General features: G+C 39.1%; 14 protein-coding genes. 11 read left to right on the top strand and 3 right to left on the bottom strand.

Annotated features, from left to right (window positions below):
* Positions 1-89: 89 nt before the first annotated feature.
* The 3 genes from G4Y78_RS23400 to G4Y78_RS23390 form a co-directional block, all read right to left on the bottom strand.
* Positions 90-1,085, bottom strand: a complete 996-nt coding sequence (locus G4Y78_RS23400; protein ID WP_163835303.1) for a hypothetical protein — start codon at positions 1,083-1,085, stop codon at positions 90-92.
* Positions 1,051-3,123, bottom strand: coding sequence for a hypothetical protein (locus tag G4Y78_RS23395; protein ID WP_163835302.1), 2,073 nt, complete (start codon positions 3,121-3,123; stop codon positions 1,051-1,053). The genes G4Y78_RS23400 and G4Y78_RS23395 overlap by 35 nt, the downstream gene beginning before the upstream one ends.
* Positions 3,124-3,875: 752 nt before the next feature.
* Positions 3,876-4,616: a GntR family transcriptional regulator gene (locus G4Y78_RS23390; RefSeq protein ID WP_163835301.1), complete on the bottom strand. Its 741-nt coding sequence runs from the start codon at positions 4,614-4,616 to the stop codon at positions 3,876-3,878.
* 257 nt (positions 4,617-4,873) lie between these two features.
* On the opposite strand from G4Y78_RS23390, the gene G4Y78_RS23385 reads away from it, so the two are divergent.
* From G4Y78_RS23385 to G4Y78_RS23335, 11 genes are all read left to right on the top strand, one after another.
* Entirely contained in the window at positions 4,874-6,160 is a 1,287-nt protein-coding gene (locus G4Y78_RS23385; protein ID WP_163835300.1) for an ABC transporter substrate-binding protein, read from the top strand.
* A 9-nt stretch (positions 6,161-6,169) separates the two neighbouring features.
* Complete coding sequence (locus tag G4Y78_RS23380) at positions 6,170-7,093, top strand: carbohydrate ABC transporter permease (protein WP_163835299.1); 924 nt, start codon at positions 6,170-6,172, stop codon at positions 7,091-7,093.
* A 377-nt stretch (positions 7,094-7,470) separates the two neighbouring features.
* Positions 7,471-8,169, top strand: coding sequence for a carbohydrate ABC transporter permease (locus tag G4Y78_RS23375; protein ID WP_230425640.1), 699 nt, complete (start codon positions 7,471-7,473; stop codon positions 8,167-8,169).
* A gap of 14 nt (positions 8,170-8,183) precedes the next feature.
* Positions 8,184-9,323 (top strand): ABC transporter ATP-binding protein, encoded by a 1,140-nt coding sequence (locus G4Y78_RS23370; RefSeq protein ID WP_163835297.1) that lies wholly within the window; start codon positions 8,184-8,186, stop codon positions 9,321-9,323.
* A gap of 124 nt (positions 9,324-9,447) precedes the next feature.
* Entirely contained in the window at positions 9,448-10,248 is an 801-nt protein-coding gene (nagB, locus tag G4Y78_RS23365) for a glucosamine-6-phosphate deaminase (RefSeq protein WP_163835296.1), read from the top strand.
* Positions 10,245-11,408, top strand: a complete 1,164-nt coding sequence (gene nagA, locus G4Y78_RS23360; protein ID WP_163835295.1) for an N-acetylglucosamine-6-phosphate deacetylase — start codon at positions 10,245-10,247, stop codon at positions 11,406-11,408. Before nagB ends, nagA begins: the two co-directional genes overlap by 4 nt.
* 20 nt (positions 11,409-11,428) lie before the next feature.
* On the top strand, positions 11,429-12,340 hold the full coding sequence (locus G4Y78_RS23355; protein WP_163835294.1) for an ROK family protein: 912 nt from the start codon (positions 11,429-11,431) through the stop codon (positions 12,338-12,340).
* A gap of 110 nt (positions 12,341-12,450) precedes the next feature.
* Entirely contained in the window at positions 12,451-12,753 is a 303-nt protein-coding gene (locus G4Y78_RS23350; RefSeq protein ID WP_222937566.1) for a hypothetical protein, read from the top strand.
* Between the two features lie 177 nt (positions 12,754-12,930).
* The gene (locus G4Y78_RS23345; RefSeq protein WP_163835292.1) at positions 12,931-13,578 is read left to right on the top strand and encodes an SMI1/KNR4 family protein; all 648 of its coding nucleotides are present in this window, start codon (positions 12,931-12,933) and stop codon (positions 13,576-13,578) included.
* Between the two features lie 43 nt (positions 13,579-13,621).
* The gene (locus G4Y78_RS23340; RefSeq protein WP_163835291.1) at positions 13,622-14,350 is read left to right on the top strand and encodes a cyclase family protein; all 729 of its coding nucleotides are present in this window, start codon (positions 13,622-13,624) and stop codon (positions 14,348-14,350) included.
* 338 nt (positions 14,351-14,688) lie between these two features.
* On the top strand, positions 14,689-14,898 hold the full coding sequence (locus G4Y78_RS23335) for a hypothetical protein (protein ID WP_163835290.1): 210 nt from the start codon (positions 14,689-14,691) through the stop codon (positions 14,896-14,898).
* Positions 14,899-15,021: the final 123 nt, after the last annotated feature.

Here is a 15,021-nt window from a genome sequence, read left to right as displayed (position 1 = left end):
TTTAGTTCCAGCTTTAGCTCTAAAAGGCCAGGAATGGCTCTTTTAGAGTAGAGTGGTGAATTATTCAACTTCCTTTCGCAAAGGGGATATTAACGTAATGTTAACCCTAATTCTTCTATCGTCCTATGCCAATTACTTACATCAATAATAACTGGCTCTGAGTTGGTTGTTTTCAGGCTTAGTTCGTCTGGGTTTTGAACAAAGCTTTTTAGCTTTTGGGCGTTAGCGCTGGCTAATTTGTCATCAATACCGTACTGTTTCATTTGTTTGGCAATTTTTAGGTAATAACTGTCGGGAATTATAGAAGAGTATTGGTAGCCAGGAGGTAATGGTTCTGCATAGGGGTACCAGGTCAGCCAGCGTTTAACCATACCAGTGTCTTCATAAGAGATAGAGAAGTTGACCAGTTCACCGTGATTAAGCCGTTTTTCTATCGCAGCGGGTAGTTTTTGGGTTTTTCCTCGGTAGCGTGCGATATGCTTGATCAAGTTATCCAGTGAGTTGAGTTCAATATTTAAATTAATATGGCCAAACTCATCACTGGAAAGATTACCTTTAAAAGCAAAGGACTGATTAAAAGGATCATATTGCCATTTAACATGAATATCAGTTGCCATTTGCTTATAGCCCATACCTACCAATGCTATTACGGCTTCTTTACCAAACAATGCTGCGTAGAGTTTTCCATGCTTGTCTAAATCCAGCTTAAATCCTTTTAGCTCAATATAGCCATGGTTGAGTGTTGCTGCTTCCAACTGGTTTAGGTTGGTTACCGCTTCTTCGGCCTTAAAGGTAACTTTAGGGCGTTTACCAAGAAAAGAGCGTCTAGCCTGAAAAGTTAACTCGACATTGGATATTTCCAGCTGTTTTTCCCATGGGTCGTAATACAGCTCTTCATATTCAATATATTTGGACAGCCCTTGTTGATAAAGCGCTGTTTTAAATTGCTCCTCAGCCCTATGCTGCATTAATGACCAGCCAGCATAAGCTCCACCAGTAAGAATAAGCAATACAGTGATAATCTTTAAATAACGCATATAGGCTGACAGGTTATTGGTTTTCCTTAGGTGACCACTCAAGTTCATTATATTTTTGCCGGACAAGATTAATAATGTTGCTGTATTCGTTGCATTGCTCTTCTTCACAGGCAATCGCTTCAGTAACAGAAATAACGGGTTTTGGTAGTAAGCTATTGGCTAGCTCTTCTGCACTAACACGGCCTTTGATGATATACCATCCCTCAGTATCGATATGACCACCACTTTCCAACTTGATTGGATAGGGCCAATCAGTACTAGCATCTAATCCCTGAAGGCTGTTTACATGAACAACTGCTGAACCAGCCCATGGTTTTCCAGTAATTAATGAGGCAGCTGCAAGTTCCATAGGAGTGTCTTCAAATAAAAGCTCTGTGTGTAAATAATTAACCCTTTGATAGAAGTTAGCCTGCTTTAACATACCCCAGTCCTTTTGCATGCTAGCCAGACGGACCTTCTGTTGTTGATATCGGATGACAACATGGTTGATGGTGCTTTCATCAACTTGAGTCCACTGGTTTTCCTCTTTTGCCAAGTGAGTTTGATAATGCAACAGGTTTTTGTTTGGCACGGGAAAACGAAATATACCATAGCCAACTAAACTGATTTCACTGAGTTTACCTTGGCTAAACTGGTCTATTAGCCGAGAGGCCTCTTCCACCATTAAACCTTCCAGGGTTGGATCAGTATACCAGCGGGGATCTTCTGTAATTGTGGCTATTTTAACAGGAGTGGTATTAAACACTTTGGAATGGCTATCAAAGCTGAGTAGAGCAAAATAATGAGTGGATAGCCAAGGTGTGGAGCCAATATAAACGGCTAACATTGCTTGGTTTTCATTGTTAAACCTATAGGCTAACGGATAGCCGTTAATTAGGTCGTCACTAAAAGGGATTCCTTGATAGAAAAAGCCAGTAATTGTCGTTTTCTGATCACTTAACTTCAGGCTGCCACCACCATAAAATTGGCTGTCACGGCAAGGAAGGTTAATAGCATATATTGGTCCTTTGAACTCAGGAAGCCCTTTGATTTTAGGAAGGCTTATTGAGCATTCTTCAGCAACATTTTGCAGAGTTTGTTGCTTGGCTTGTTTACTGATGATGAGTTGTTGGTTATCTAAGTCTGGTAGCCAGCCTGCTACATCAAAGGGATGAAACTGATAACCGGCTGGCCCGGTATTTTCCCATTCGACTGCATTGAGCAGATCCGGGTTTGCTGCATCAATAATACCGGTTTGGATTTCTTCGTAACGAGTAGCAGGAATGTTAAACAGTTGTTGTTGACGATAATGAGCTTGGTCCAGAAGCCTTTGCTCTTCTTCTGCAAACAGCTTTTCAGTGGTGCGCTCTATACTGCCAGGCTCATTGGTTAGCTTGATGGTGCCGTGGTAGATAGCATTTTCGACTAAAGGTTGGTTGAGGGCTAACTTTGTAACGAGGTATATTTGAAAATGATCACTTTTTGCTAGGGCTTTAACGCTTTGGCGTGCACGAGAGATAATTTGCTGGACTTGTTTTTTGTTAATGGTTTCCTCAACAGAAGTGACCACAAGTGTTGGGTTGAGAGTGCTCCAACGATTTTCTGATTGGTCCAGAATTGCGTAAGTAGGTAGGTTATCATCACTTTCAGTGGTCAACGAGGGCAACTCAACTACTAATTGCTCTTCTTCAAATAGTTTACGTCGAGCTATGATAGGAAAAGCCTGCAGTTTACTAGTTGAAAATACAAAACCTTGTTTAAAAAAACCATGAAATGTTTCTAAGGTATTTCCGTTGTTATCAACCAGTTCTACTTTACCTTTACCGCTTAAATAACCACCCTCACAGTTGAGACTATCTGATTTAAGGGTAACTTGCTCATTTGCACTGTACCTTAAGTAGGGTAACTTTAAGTTGCAGTTGTCAGTTGAGCGCTTCAAGGTGAAATCCTTGCTATTAATATACTCAATAGCAGGGCTTTGGTTGTTAATTGAACTATTAGCTTGCTCTTCAATATTAGAATTAGCTGTCTCAGCATCATTGCTGGCATAACAGTTGAAAAAGGGTAAAAGTAGCAATGTGAGGAAACAAAACTGCACGTTTTTCATTACAACAGCCTAAAAAGACATCAGTTAATCACTGGTTCCTCTATGAACCAGAATGCACCACTAGTCACTAAGAGGGTAGAATTGTACGGCAAAAGCAGGGCTGGTTATTGGCTTTTTTTAGTTGATATGTGAAAGAAATCTGATTTTTTACTGGTTTAGTTAAGGTTACCGGCTACTGACATGCAAATTTGTCGACAAATTAATAAAGCCTAAGAGGCAAAGCACAATGTCAACTCAAATATACCAATTACTTTTTGATTGCTTTCATTTTGGTATGTGAACAGGATAAAAAATATTTTGTGAATTACTACCAATGCAAGATAAAGTAAAACTCAAAGCCTTATCTGTAATGGTCATGGAGTTTAATCTTTTCTTTAAATAAATGAAATATTGGTAAACTGGTTATACTAAGGACGAGACATTTAAAAAGTGCTGGTATTTATAGTTCATCAGTAATTGAGAGAGCGAGTCACTATTTTGCCTCGTAAAACGATATCTTCTAAGGGAGAGCACCTGGTAACTAACTAAAAGGTATTTCTAAAAATAGTAGTTTTTTGTGAGAGCAAGGTAGTACAACACGGAAGGCCACAGTATATAAGGAATACATGAGGGCTAAGCAGCTACTGCATGCTTAGCAATAGTAACCTCAAGTATTAATAAGAACTAACCGGGCCAAGAGTACCGAGTTAACACAGGAAAAGTGCATTTTTAGAGGCGCTCTAAAACCAAAAGATACTCTTCATTGAGTAGGGCTAATTAAACCCTTTCAACTCTGCAACAAAATCGAAAACATCCGCGCGATAGAATGATTTTGTAAACTCTACAGGGGTACCTTGGTTATTAAATGCGGTGCGGGTGATAAAAAATATGGGTAGTCCTGATTCAATTTTTAAGTGTTGAGCAATGGTATCATTGACAGCAATGGCGCGTATTCTTTGCAAACCACGAACAGGCTCGTGACCATTTTCCTTTAAATAGTTATATAAAGAGCCCTCGAGTGCTTTGGGGTCATCAAGTAACTGTTGAGGCACAATGGTCTCTTCATAGGCAAAAGGTTCATCATCGCCAAACCTTAGTCTTACTAATTTTGAAACCATGCTGCCAGGAGTTAATCCTAAAGTAAGCGCTATTTCAGGAGATGCCATTAAGGTGTCAGCTTCAAGTGTCGTCGAAGTGGGTGTTAGCCCCTTTGAACGCATATCATCAGAGAAATTGCTGAGTACACCATAGCTTCCATGAATCATTCCTCTAACAAAACTACCGGCGCCTTGGCGTTTGTAAATCAAACGATCATTTGCCAGGGCTGCCATTGCTTTCCTGACAGTAATGCGAGAAATACCCAGATTGGTGGCAAGATCCCTTTCTGGAGGTAAGGCGGTTTCCGCTGGCCATTTGCCTTTTTCAACTAATTCACGAATTTGTTGATAAAGCTGCCGATACAGAGGGGTGCTATTATCTGTATTAAGTTGAATTTCCTGTAGTGATACAGTCATGGTAATTTCTCACAAGATTGTAATAAAGTGACAAAACAAAATACCAATAAGGTACCGGGGTAAAATAGGTATTTTTTTTTGTTGACATTGGTAATATCTGGCAGATACTTTTAACAATATAGTATGTTAAATAAAAATAGTCTCAATTGAAGCATACCAATAGAAAATCTACGAATAAAACTAAAGTAAGCAAAAGCAGTATAATAATAACATAAAACTAACGTCGTATATTAGTATAACTATAATAAGGGACCTTCATGAAAACTACAATTAAAGATACCCTTAGATCATTGTTTTGCTTAGGTACCATCTTACCGTTCACTTGCGCAGCAGCCACTACATTAACAATTGAGAGCTGGCGGTCAGATGACCGACTTATCTGGCAGCGACAGATTATACCTGCATTTGAAAAAAAACACCCTAATATAAAGCTTAAGTTTTCACCTACATCACCTGCCGAATACAATGCTGCACTAAATGCACGGCTTGAGTCGGATACTGCTGGCGATTTAATCACCTGTAGGCCCTTTGATACGAGCTTACGTTTATACCAAAAAGATAAGTTAATTAAATTAGACGATGTGCCTACATTGGCTAACTTTTCAGCTATGGCTAAACTAGCTTGGCAAACAGATGATGGTATTGATACCTTTTGCATACCTATTGCTTCGGTGATTCATGGTTTTATTTATAATAAGCAGGTTTTTCAAGAGTTGAAACTAGAAGAACCCACTACAGAAGCTGAGTTTTTTACCATATTAGAAAAAATAAAATCTCAAGGTGATTATATTCCGTTAGCAATAGGGACAGCTGATCAATGGGAAGCGGCGACAATGGGGTTGCAAAATATAGGGCCTAACTATTGGCAGGGGGAACAAGGCAGGAAAGCCTTGATTAATGGCACGCAAAAGCTGTCAGACCCTCCCTACATCAAGGCTCTGACAGCTCTAAGTAAATGGCGACCCTTCTTGGCTAAAGGTTATCAAGCACAAACTTACTCGGATAGTCAGACGCAATTTACTTTAGGAAGAGCGGCTATTTATCCAGCGGGCTCGTGGGAGATTGGTTTTTTTACCAAAGAGGTAGACTTTGAACTGGGTGCATTTAAGCCGCCAGTACCTAAAAAAGAAAATATTTGTTATATCAGCGATCATACTGATATAGGAATGGGAATTAATGGTAAAAGTAAAAACATAAAAGAAGCAAAAATGTTTATAAATTGGTTAGGCTCAAAGGAGTTTGCTGAGTTATATTCGAATGCCCTCCCTGGGTTTTTTAGTTTGTCTAACCATCAGTTTGTGTTAAACAATCCACTTGCTAAAACATTTATTGGTTGGCGTAATGAGTGCCGTTCTACAATAAGAAATTCGTATCAAATTTTATCAAGAGGAATCCCTAATTTAGAAACTCAATTATGGTCAGTGAGCGCTAATATACTTAATAAAACCCAACAACCTGAAGAAGCTGCAAAACAATTACAAAAAGGATTAGCAAGTTGGTATAAACCAAAATTAGCCAAAGCTGAAATAGAAAAGACTAAATAGGTATTTAGCATGTTTATCAGCCAATTAAACAAACGTTGGCATATTCCTTTTTTTATTACTCCTGCCTTGGTCATATATAGTTTGTTCATGATTTATCCATTGATTGAGAGTCTAAAGCTTAGCTTCTTTCAGGTGGATGGGCAGGAGCAAATACAGTTTGTTGGTTTTGCAAATTACCTTCAGCTATTCTTTGATGCCTCCTGGTCAGAGCAGTTTTGGAATGCTTTTGCTAATAATGGTTATTTTTTCCTCATCCACATGTTAGTGCAAAACCCTATTGGTTTGTTAATAGCTGCATTACTGAGTATACGTTGGTTACCAGGCCGTAGTTTTTATCGTACAGCCATTTTTTTACCCGCTTTATTATCTTTTGTGTTGGTCGGGTTTATTTGGAAATTGGTATTAAGTCCATTATGGGGTGTATCAGAAAATGTAATGTCAGTGTTTGGTTTGGAAAACTGGTTTGCTCCCTGGTTAGGGCTTGAAAGCACTGCGCTCACAACAATTGCATTAGTATCAGTATGGCAGTTTGTTGGTATCCCAATGATGCTAATCTACGCAGCTTTATTAAGTATACCCGATGAAATAGTTGAAGCTGCTCGATGTGATGGGTTAAGTGCTTGGACGATATTCTGGAAAATTAAGTTACCACTGATTTTGCCAACTTTAGGTATAGTAACGATATTGACCTTTGTTGGTAATTTTAATGCCTTTGATCTTATTTATGTATCACAAGGTGCTCTAGCTGGCCCAGATTTTTCAACTGATATTTTGGGCACCTTTTTATACCGAACTTTTTTTGGGCATCAGTTGCAATTAGGTAATCCAGCTATGGGAGCAGCAATTGCATCTGTTATGTTTTTTATTATTTTATGTGGTGTTTGCCTTTATCTATTTTTTGTTCAACGGAAGCTGACTCGGTATGAACTATAGCTACAACTAGTTTTACGAATGTCTTTTGAAAATAAGCTTGGTGTCTGATATGGAATAACAGACTATGTTTCCTCTGCTTTTGAAGCATCAACCCGGGGTTGTCAAAAGCTAAATGGGCATCCTTGTTGCAGCTACAGAATGCCCTTTGTCCGCTAGTTTTCGCCAAACCTAAAGTGGATAAGGGTTTAAAATATGTTATCAATAATAAAAAGCATCCTGAAAAAAAGGAGCTTATTTTAATGAGTAAAAGAAACAATTTCATCAATCATATATCCGTACATTTGATACTGATTGTTTATGCTTTGATTTGCACTGTGCCATTGGTGTTGGTCATTATAAACTCACTTAAGACAAAGAAATATATTTTCAAGGAGCCAATGCTGCCTCCAACGAGTGAAAGCTTTTCCTTGGTTGGTTATCAAATTGTGTTAGAGCAAGGAGATTTTTTTGGCTATTTTGCGAATAGTATAATTGTAATGGTAGCTGCTTTGGTTTTTGTATTGTTATTAGGTGCTATGGCGGCATATGCATTAGCTGAATATAGTTTTAAAGGCAATGTGGTAATTGGGCTTTATTTGGCAATTGGCATCATGATTCCTATTCGTTTGGGAACTGTTGGTATTTTAGAACTTGTTGTTGATGTTGGAATAGAGAATACATTATTTGCACTAATTTGTGTTTATATTGCACAAGGGTTACCACTGTCAGTTTTTATCTTAACGGAGTTCATGCGGCAACTATCATCAGATTTAAAAAATGCTGCTCGAGTTGATGGCTTAAGTGAATACGCCATATTTTTTCGAATAGTGCTTCCATTGATTAGGCCTGCACTTGCTACTGTGGCGGTATTTACCATGATTCCTATTTGGAATGATTTATGGTTTCCACTAATTTTGGCTCCAGGTGATGGAGTAAAAACTGTGACATTAGGTACTCAACAGTTTATTGGCCAGTTTGTAACAAACTGGAATGCAGTATTGTCTGCGCTTACATTAGCATTAGTACCGGTATTGATATTGTATATTATTTTCTCCAAGCAATTAATTAGGGGAATTACGTCGGGAGCAGTCAAATAAATAAAGGTTAAGGCATGTCTACTATCCAACTAACAAACATCAGTAAAACCTATAATCGTGTTACTGTAATGGAAAATATTGACCTTTCCATTGCTGAAGGTGAGTTTGTGGCTTTTGTTGGGCCATCAGGCTGCGGTAAGTCTACTCTGTTAAGAATGATTGCTGGTTTAGAACAACAAACAACAGGTAACATTATTATCGATAATCAGGATGTTAGTAAATTACCACCGGCAAAGAGGGGGATAGGGATGGTTTTTCAAACATATGCTTTATACCCTCATTTAACTGTCTTTAATAATATGGCACTTGCATTAAAGCAAGCAAAATTGAAGAAACCTGAAATAGAGCAACGACTGGCTGAAGCGGCTAAAGTATTAAGATTAGAAAAATATTTAAACCGAAAACCTGCAGAATTATCCGGGGGGCAGCGACAGCGAGTGGCTATTGGTCGTGCAATGGTGAGAAAACCAAAAGTATTTTTGTTGGATGAACCACTTTCTAATTTGGATGCAGCATTACGCACAGAGGTAAGACTGGAGCTGGCAAAATTGCATCGTCGTTTATCTTCAACAATGATTTATGTTACCCATGATCAAGTAGAGGCTATGACTCTTGCAGATCGAATTGTTGTATTAAATGAAGGAAAAATAGAACAAGTCGGTGAACCACTGACTTTATATCACCAGCCAGCAAATCAATTTATAGCTGAGTTTATTGGCTCACCAAAAATTAATCTATTACCCGCCGAGTTAACAACAGATAACCGGAAAGTTACTCTTACTTCTTATTTATTTAAGCCTATAAAATGGCCCTGGCAGTTAAATGAAAAAGTAAAAAAAGTAAAGCTGGGAGTAAGGCCTGAAGATATTGAATTGATGAGTAATCATCAGCAGGCTGAGTTGGTAGGAAAAATAATTATGAAAGAAGCTCTTGGCTGTGATAGCTATCTTTATGTTAATTTAGCTGATGACTATAATTTGGTAGTGCGAATAACTGCTGATCAGCCTTGTTTTGTGGGACAATCTGTAGGATTAAAACTGAATTTATCTCGTGTACATTTATTTGCTGAAAATGGTCAGTCATTGAAAACATCAGTAAATGAATCTATGAAGTCAACAGTTATTGAAAAAGAGCAGTCAGCCCAGCTGGTTTAAAAAAAATAGACTAAAGGAAATTTTAGTATACCCAATATGACTTGCTTTTAGGTGCATCAGTCGATTGACTGGGAGTAACCTGAATATAATTCGTGAAGGGAAAAAAGGCACTGGTGGTTAATTAATGGAAATTATAATTCTACCAACACCGGATCATGTGGCCTGTTATGGGGCAGATTTATGTGAGGCTTTAATAAGAGCTAAGCCTACAGCAGTATTGGGATTGGCTACAGGCAGCACGCCTCTGGCTTTATATAATGAATTAATTAAACGCTATCAGCAACAGCGCTTATCATTTAGCCAAATTATCACTTTTAATTTAGACGAATACGTTGGGATTTCAGCAAATCATCATCAAAGCTATCATTATTATATGAAAACCCGGCTATTTGACTTCATTGATATTAATCCTGCTAACACACATATTCCTTGTGGTGATGTAGAGAATGTTTATCATGCCGCTATTTGTTATGAGCAGCAGATTCAAAATAAAGGTGGAATTGATTTACAGCTGTTAGGTATTGGACGAAATGGTCACATTGGCTTTAATGAGCCTACTTCCAGCTTGAATTCTATTACACGGGTTAAAGCGCTGACCAGAGCAACTCAAGCAGATAACCAGCGCTTTTTTGATGCTATAGAGCAACAGCCTACTCATGCCATTACAATGGGTATAAAAACTATTCTGCAAGCAAAACAGTTATTATTGTTGGCTACCGGGGTTAATAAGGCGAGGGCTGTAAAAGCTATGATTGAAGGGCCTGTTTGTGCAATGTGTCCTGCGTCTTGTTTACAACTACACCAATATGCGACCATTGTTTTAGATCAACAAGCCGCAAGTGAACTGACCATGCGAGACTATTATCAATTTGCTAAGCAAGCCAGTGATACTTTTTCCACTCAATACGTGGATTTAGGTCAATGAGTGAATATGTCTTACTGGCCCCTCAACTATTTGATGGTGAACATTGGTATGAAGATTATGCTCTTTGGGTTGCTGATACAAAAATAAAAGCAGTGTTGCCTACTTCTGAGCTACCTCCAGAACTCATGCAATTTACCTATGATGGTATGCTAGTACCAGGGTTTATTGACTTACAGGTTAATGGTGGTGGCGGGATATTATTTAATAATGATCCCTCCCTAAAGACTTTAGAAAAAATGTTGGTAGCACATCGCCAATATGGTACTACCATGATGCTGCCTACTTTAATTACCGCACCCTGGCAGTTAATGGAACAGGCCGTTGGTGTTGTCAATGAGGCAATTAAACGTCATTTGCCAGGTATTTTAGGTATACACCTGGAAGGGCCATTTTTAAATCCACAACGAAAAGGAGCACATCAACCCCAGTTGATGTGTCAGTTGGCAACAGGGATAGTCAGCCACTTACCTAAATTGGGCAGTGGCATTATGTTAATGACATTGGCACCAGAGCTTACCAGTGAGTCAATTATTAAACAATTGATTACTAAAGGAGTTATTTTATTTGCTGGGCACTCTAATGCTACAGAACAGCAAGCGAATACGGGATTTAAAGCTGGTATAACGGGTGTTACTCATCTTTATAATGCCATGTCACCAGTGACAACTCGTGAGCCAGGTTTGGTTGGTGCGGCACTCACCAATGATCAGGTCTGGGTTGATATTATTGCTGATGGTTACCATGTTCACCCTACCAATATGCAATTGGCTATTAAATGCAAGCCAGCAGGTAAAGTATTTTTAGTAACTGACGCGATGGCGACAGTTGGAGCTAATGATTGTAATGGGTTTATGTTAAACGGAGAGCGAATAGAAGTCAGTAAAGGCCGTTGTATTAATCAGCAAGGGGTGTTGGCGGGTGCGCACTTAGGGATGAACCAAGCAGTGAAGAATATCCTACAAATGACAACTGCTAATTTAACAGAAGCTTTACGAATGGCCTCTTTATACCCTGCAGCTGCTATTAATCAAGATCAACAATTAGGTAAGCTGAAACCTGGTTTTCGCGCTTGTGTAACGGTATTGGATAAAACACTCGATGTATTGGCTACGGTGAGTGATGGTGTTGTTTTCAAGAATAAAAAAATGCCAAATGAATGATTTTGATGGAAGTTTAATTAATGCACTATGGGTTTGATATTGGTGGTACCAAAATAAGTTTTGCTGTGTTTGATCAGCAATTTAATCAAATAGCGTATCAGCGGGTTGCTACACCTAGTGGGTTTACTGAGTTGTTGGACTTAATTGAGCAACTGGTTTACCAGCATGATCAACAGTATGGTCAAACTGGCACAGTTGGTGTAGGGGCTCCAGGTTGTGTTAATGGTGAGCTTTGGCTCGCAGCTAATGTTCCAGCGATTAATCAGCAACCATTTAAACAACAGTTGCAGCTAAGATTAAAGCGAAAGTTAGTGGTGACCAATGATGCCCATTGTTTTGGTATTGCAGAGGCAGTTGCTGTCGATGCAGATAAAAGCAAAACAGTATTTGCTACGGTATTAGGTACAGGGGTTGGAGGTAGTCTAATTGTTAATGGCCAGCTAGTCGAAGGAAAGCATGGTCTTACTGGGGAGTGGGGACATCAACCCCTACCTTTGCTTAGTTATCCCTCTACAGTTGAACAATTGAATTTACCCACCTTACATTGCAATTGTGGTCGCGTGGGCTGTATCGATACCTATATTTCAGGTTCCGGTTTACGAAAGTTGGTGAGGTGTTTTACAGAGCAAACTATCAGTGCTGAAGCTGCGGTTGATGCTTGGCGCCAGAGAGAGCCAATTGTTTCTAAGGCAGTTGATAGCTATATAGAATGTCTAGCAGCCAGTTTGGCAATGCTAGTTAATTTTATTGATCCTGATGTCATCATTTTAGGTGGGGGAGTGTCTCAAGTAGCTGAGTTTTACCCGGCTGTTATTTCACGCTGGCAAAAATATACCTTGATTGGCAATACTTCCACCACCCTACAAGCAAGTCAGTTTGGTGGAGATAGTGGGGTAAGAGGGGCTGCCTATTTGGGCTGGACAGCCCAATAGCCTTCAGTACTTGAAGTGTAATGACTGCCTGCTAAGCTGAGATGAGGCTAGTGGTAAGCTTACTTTAGCCAAAGTGAAGGGTATAATCTGTCTTACATAAGGAGATGACAATGGAAGTCAAGAGTTACCATGTTTTATTTTATGGGGGCCCAGAGGGTTACCAAACCAACAGGGCACAAATTGCTTTATATGGCAATGATGGTAAAACCAATGCATTTTTGCGGTTTAATGATGCTGGCATGGAGTATGAGAACGACTATCAACGTGGTGATATCATTTATATGCACATGCCTTCTGCCATGTTTGAAAATATCTTAGATGTGCTCCGTAATGAAAAGCCTGTTTATATCTATTTTGCTCAAGGTAGAGGCTTTTTATCCACCTCCAAAGAGCCAATTGGTGAAGGTGAGTAACACTACAGTACAGTTTGCAATCACTTAATTTGCTTTATTTTTTGTAATGTATTGGTGTTGAGCACTACACTTAGAAAGTGCAGCTTGGATAAGAAGCTGCACTTTTGTTTTATTATCAGGTGTTTTAATAACACCATATAGTAAATAAGGCTATCCCGCTGAAGTGACAAGAGTGTTATGACGATAACTTCTGTTCAGCAACAATGGCAACGGATTGAAATTTGGTTTAAGCAACATGAACCTGCGTTTTTAACAAACTTGGGTCAAGGGGCCAGTGATGTTGCGATTAAACAGCTGGAAGCAGCAATTGGTTTAAGTTTACCAGAAGATTATAAAGCTTTTTTAGCCATTCATGATGGAGAAGGAAGCTTGCGTTGTGATCCGGGTTCTCTTGAAGAGGATGATGACCTGGATGAAGATGCTCCTTTGGTCTGTGGAATTATGCCATTTCATGGTGATTTATTACCAACAGAAGAAATAGTTGCTTACCGAAATCAATTAATTGTTTGTGTTGAAGACTTGGATGATGACCAAACATTACAGAAATTATCTGCTCAGTGCCCAGAAGTGCAGCCGATTTTTTATGATGAGCGATGGATTCCCATTGCAGCAGATCCAGGCCATAATGAAGTATTTATTGATTTAAACCCAACCCCTAAAGGAAAAGCCGGGCAAATATTTATTGACTATAAAGAGCCTCTATATCGGGAGGTGTTAGCCGACTCGTTTGCTGCACTGCTGAAAAAGTATGCAGATGGGTTAGAGCAAGGCCTGTATGAAGTTGTCAAAGAAGATGATATTTTAAGTGTGGTAGAAAGATCATAAGTTAAAACTTCCGCTAACATCATAATCAAAATTGTTAATTAATATGGCGGCGCACCATCCTACTGCATGGATTAATCAACTACTCGGGCGTCAACAGATTGATTTAAGCCACTCTATTGACTCAAATATTCCATTATGGTCTGAAGACCCCAAGGTTGTTTTTACCCAAGTGGCAGATTACTTGCCAGATGGCTATTTTCTACGGAGTTTTACTATGGGAGAGCATAGTGGGACTCACTTGAATGCTAGCAAAAGTTTTATTGATGAAGGGGATGATATTGCCTCGATGCAACGCAGCCACTGGATATTACCTGCGGTGTGTATTGATATTCGAGAGGCTGTTGATGAAGAAGTCACTTACCAGTTAACGGTTGGTGATATATTACGCTGGGAACAACATCAGCGTCCGATTCGAAAAGGAGAAGTACTGCTTGTGTTGACTGGGTGGTCTGAGTACTGGCTTGCTCCCAAAGAATATTTCAATGTAGGAGCTGATGGTATTGCCCAGTTTCCTAGTGTATCGCAGCAAGCAGTTGAATTTTTAATCCACCAGCGAGAAATAGCAGGGTTAGGCATTGACACCCATGGTTTAGACTCGCCCCATGATAACCATTTTGGTATTAATCAAGCTTTATTAAGTAACCAAAAGCTTGCAATTGAAAATCTGGCCCATCTGGATCAATTACCCGCTGCTGATATTTTGCTGTTGGTAGCTGTCTTAAAATTGGTCGAAGGAAGTGGTTGTCCCTCTGCAATAACGGCGATAATTTGAGCGATTAATCTTTTAATTAAAAAAAATCATACGACTGCTTGATTATAGATTTGTTTTTAGTTATTTATGTGATGCCAATAACAACAGGCAGTTTAAAAAGTAAATTTCTTTAGATAAGAACGAACATGTTTAATTAAATCCCATGCCTAGGAGTATATATCCAAAAAGCATGAGGATATGGTCGATGCGAGTTTTTTTAGGAGAGGCTGTCAAGCGACGAAACCCCATGAGCTTATAAATAATAGGTAATTGGGTGAGGCGTGAAGACAACAAACGCTAAAAAACACTCGAGAACAGTATAAGGCCATTCGCAAAAGGGCAGAATTTAGGGGGAGCAGATGGTTGCAGTGACTGCTGAGTGGAAAGTTCAGCTTTGGGTGAATTGCCCAGCGTGTAAAATGCGATTCGATTTTATTGATACTGAAGAGTATCATATTTTGGATCATGATGATTTAATTCCTGCAAAAACCCAATCAGGGCTGGAAATAAAATCGAATTGCCCTAGGTGTGAGCAAGACTTTTATATTAATAATACAGTGTATTACTAATATTAAAAAAAAGCTTCATTACTATATAGCCAAAGCGAATGATTTTTAGGGGGCATCGAATGGTGAGTTCTTGTGGCACTTTTATGTAAATTTAAGTAGCTATTGCAAGCCTTTTTGTATCAG

It is taken from the genome of Spartinivicinus ruber, from assembly GCF_011009015.1.
Lineage (GTDB): Bacteria > Pseudomonadota > Gammaproteobacteria > Pseudomonadales > Zooshikellaceae > Spartinivicinus > Spartinivicinus ruber.
This window is presented reverse-complemented; position numbering and strand designations above follow the sequence as displayed.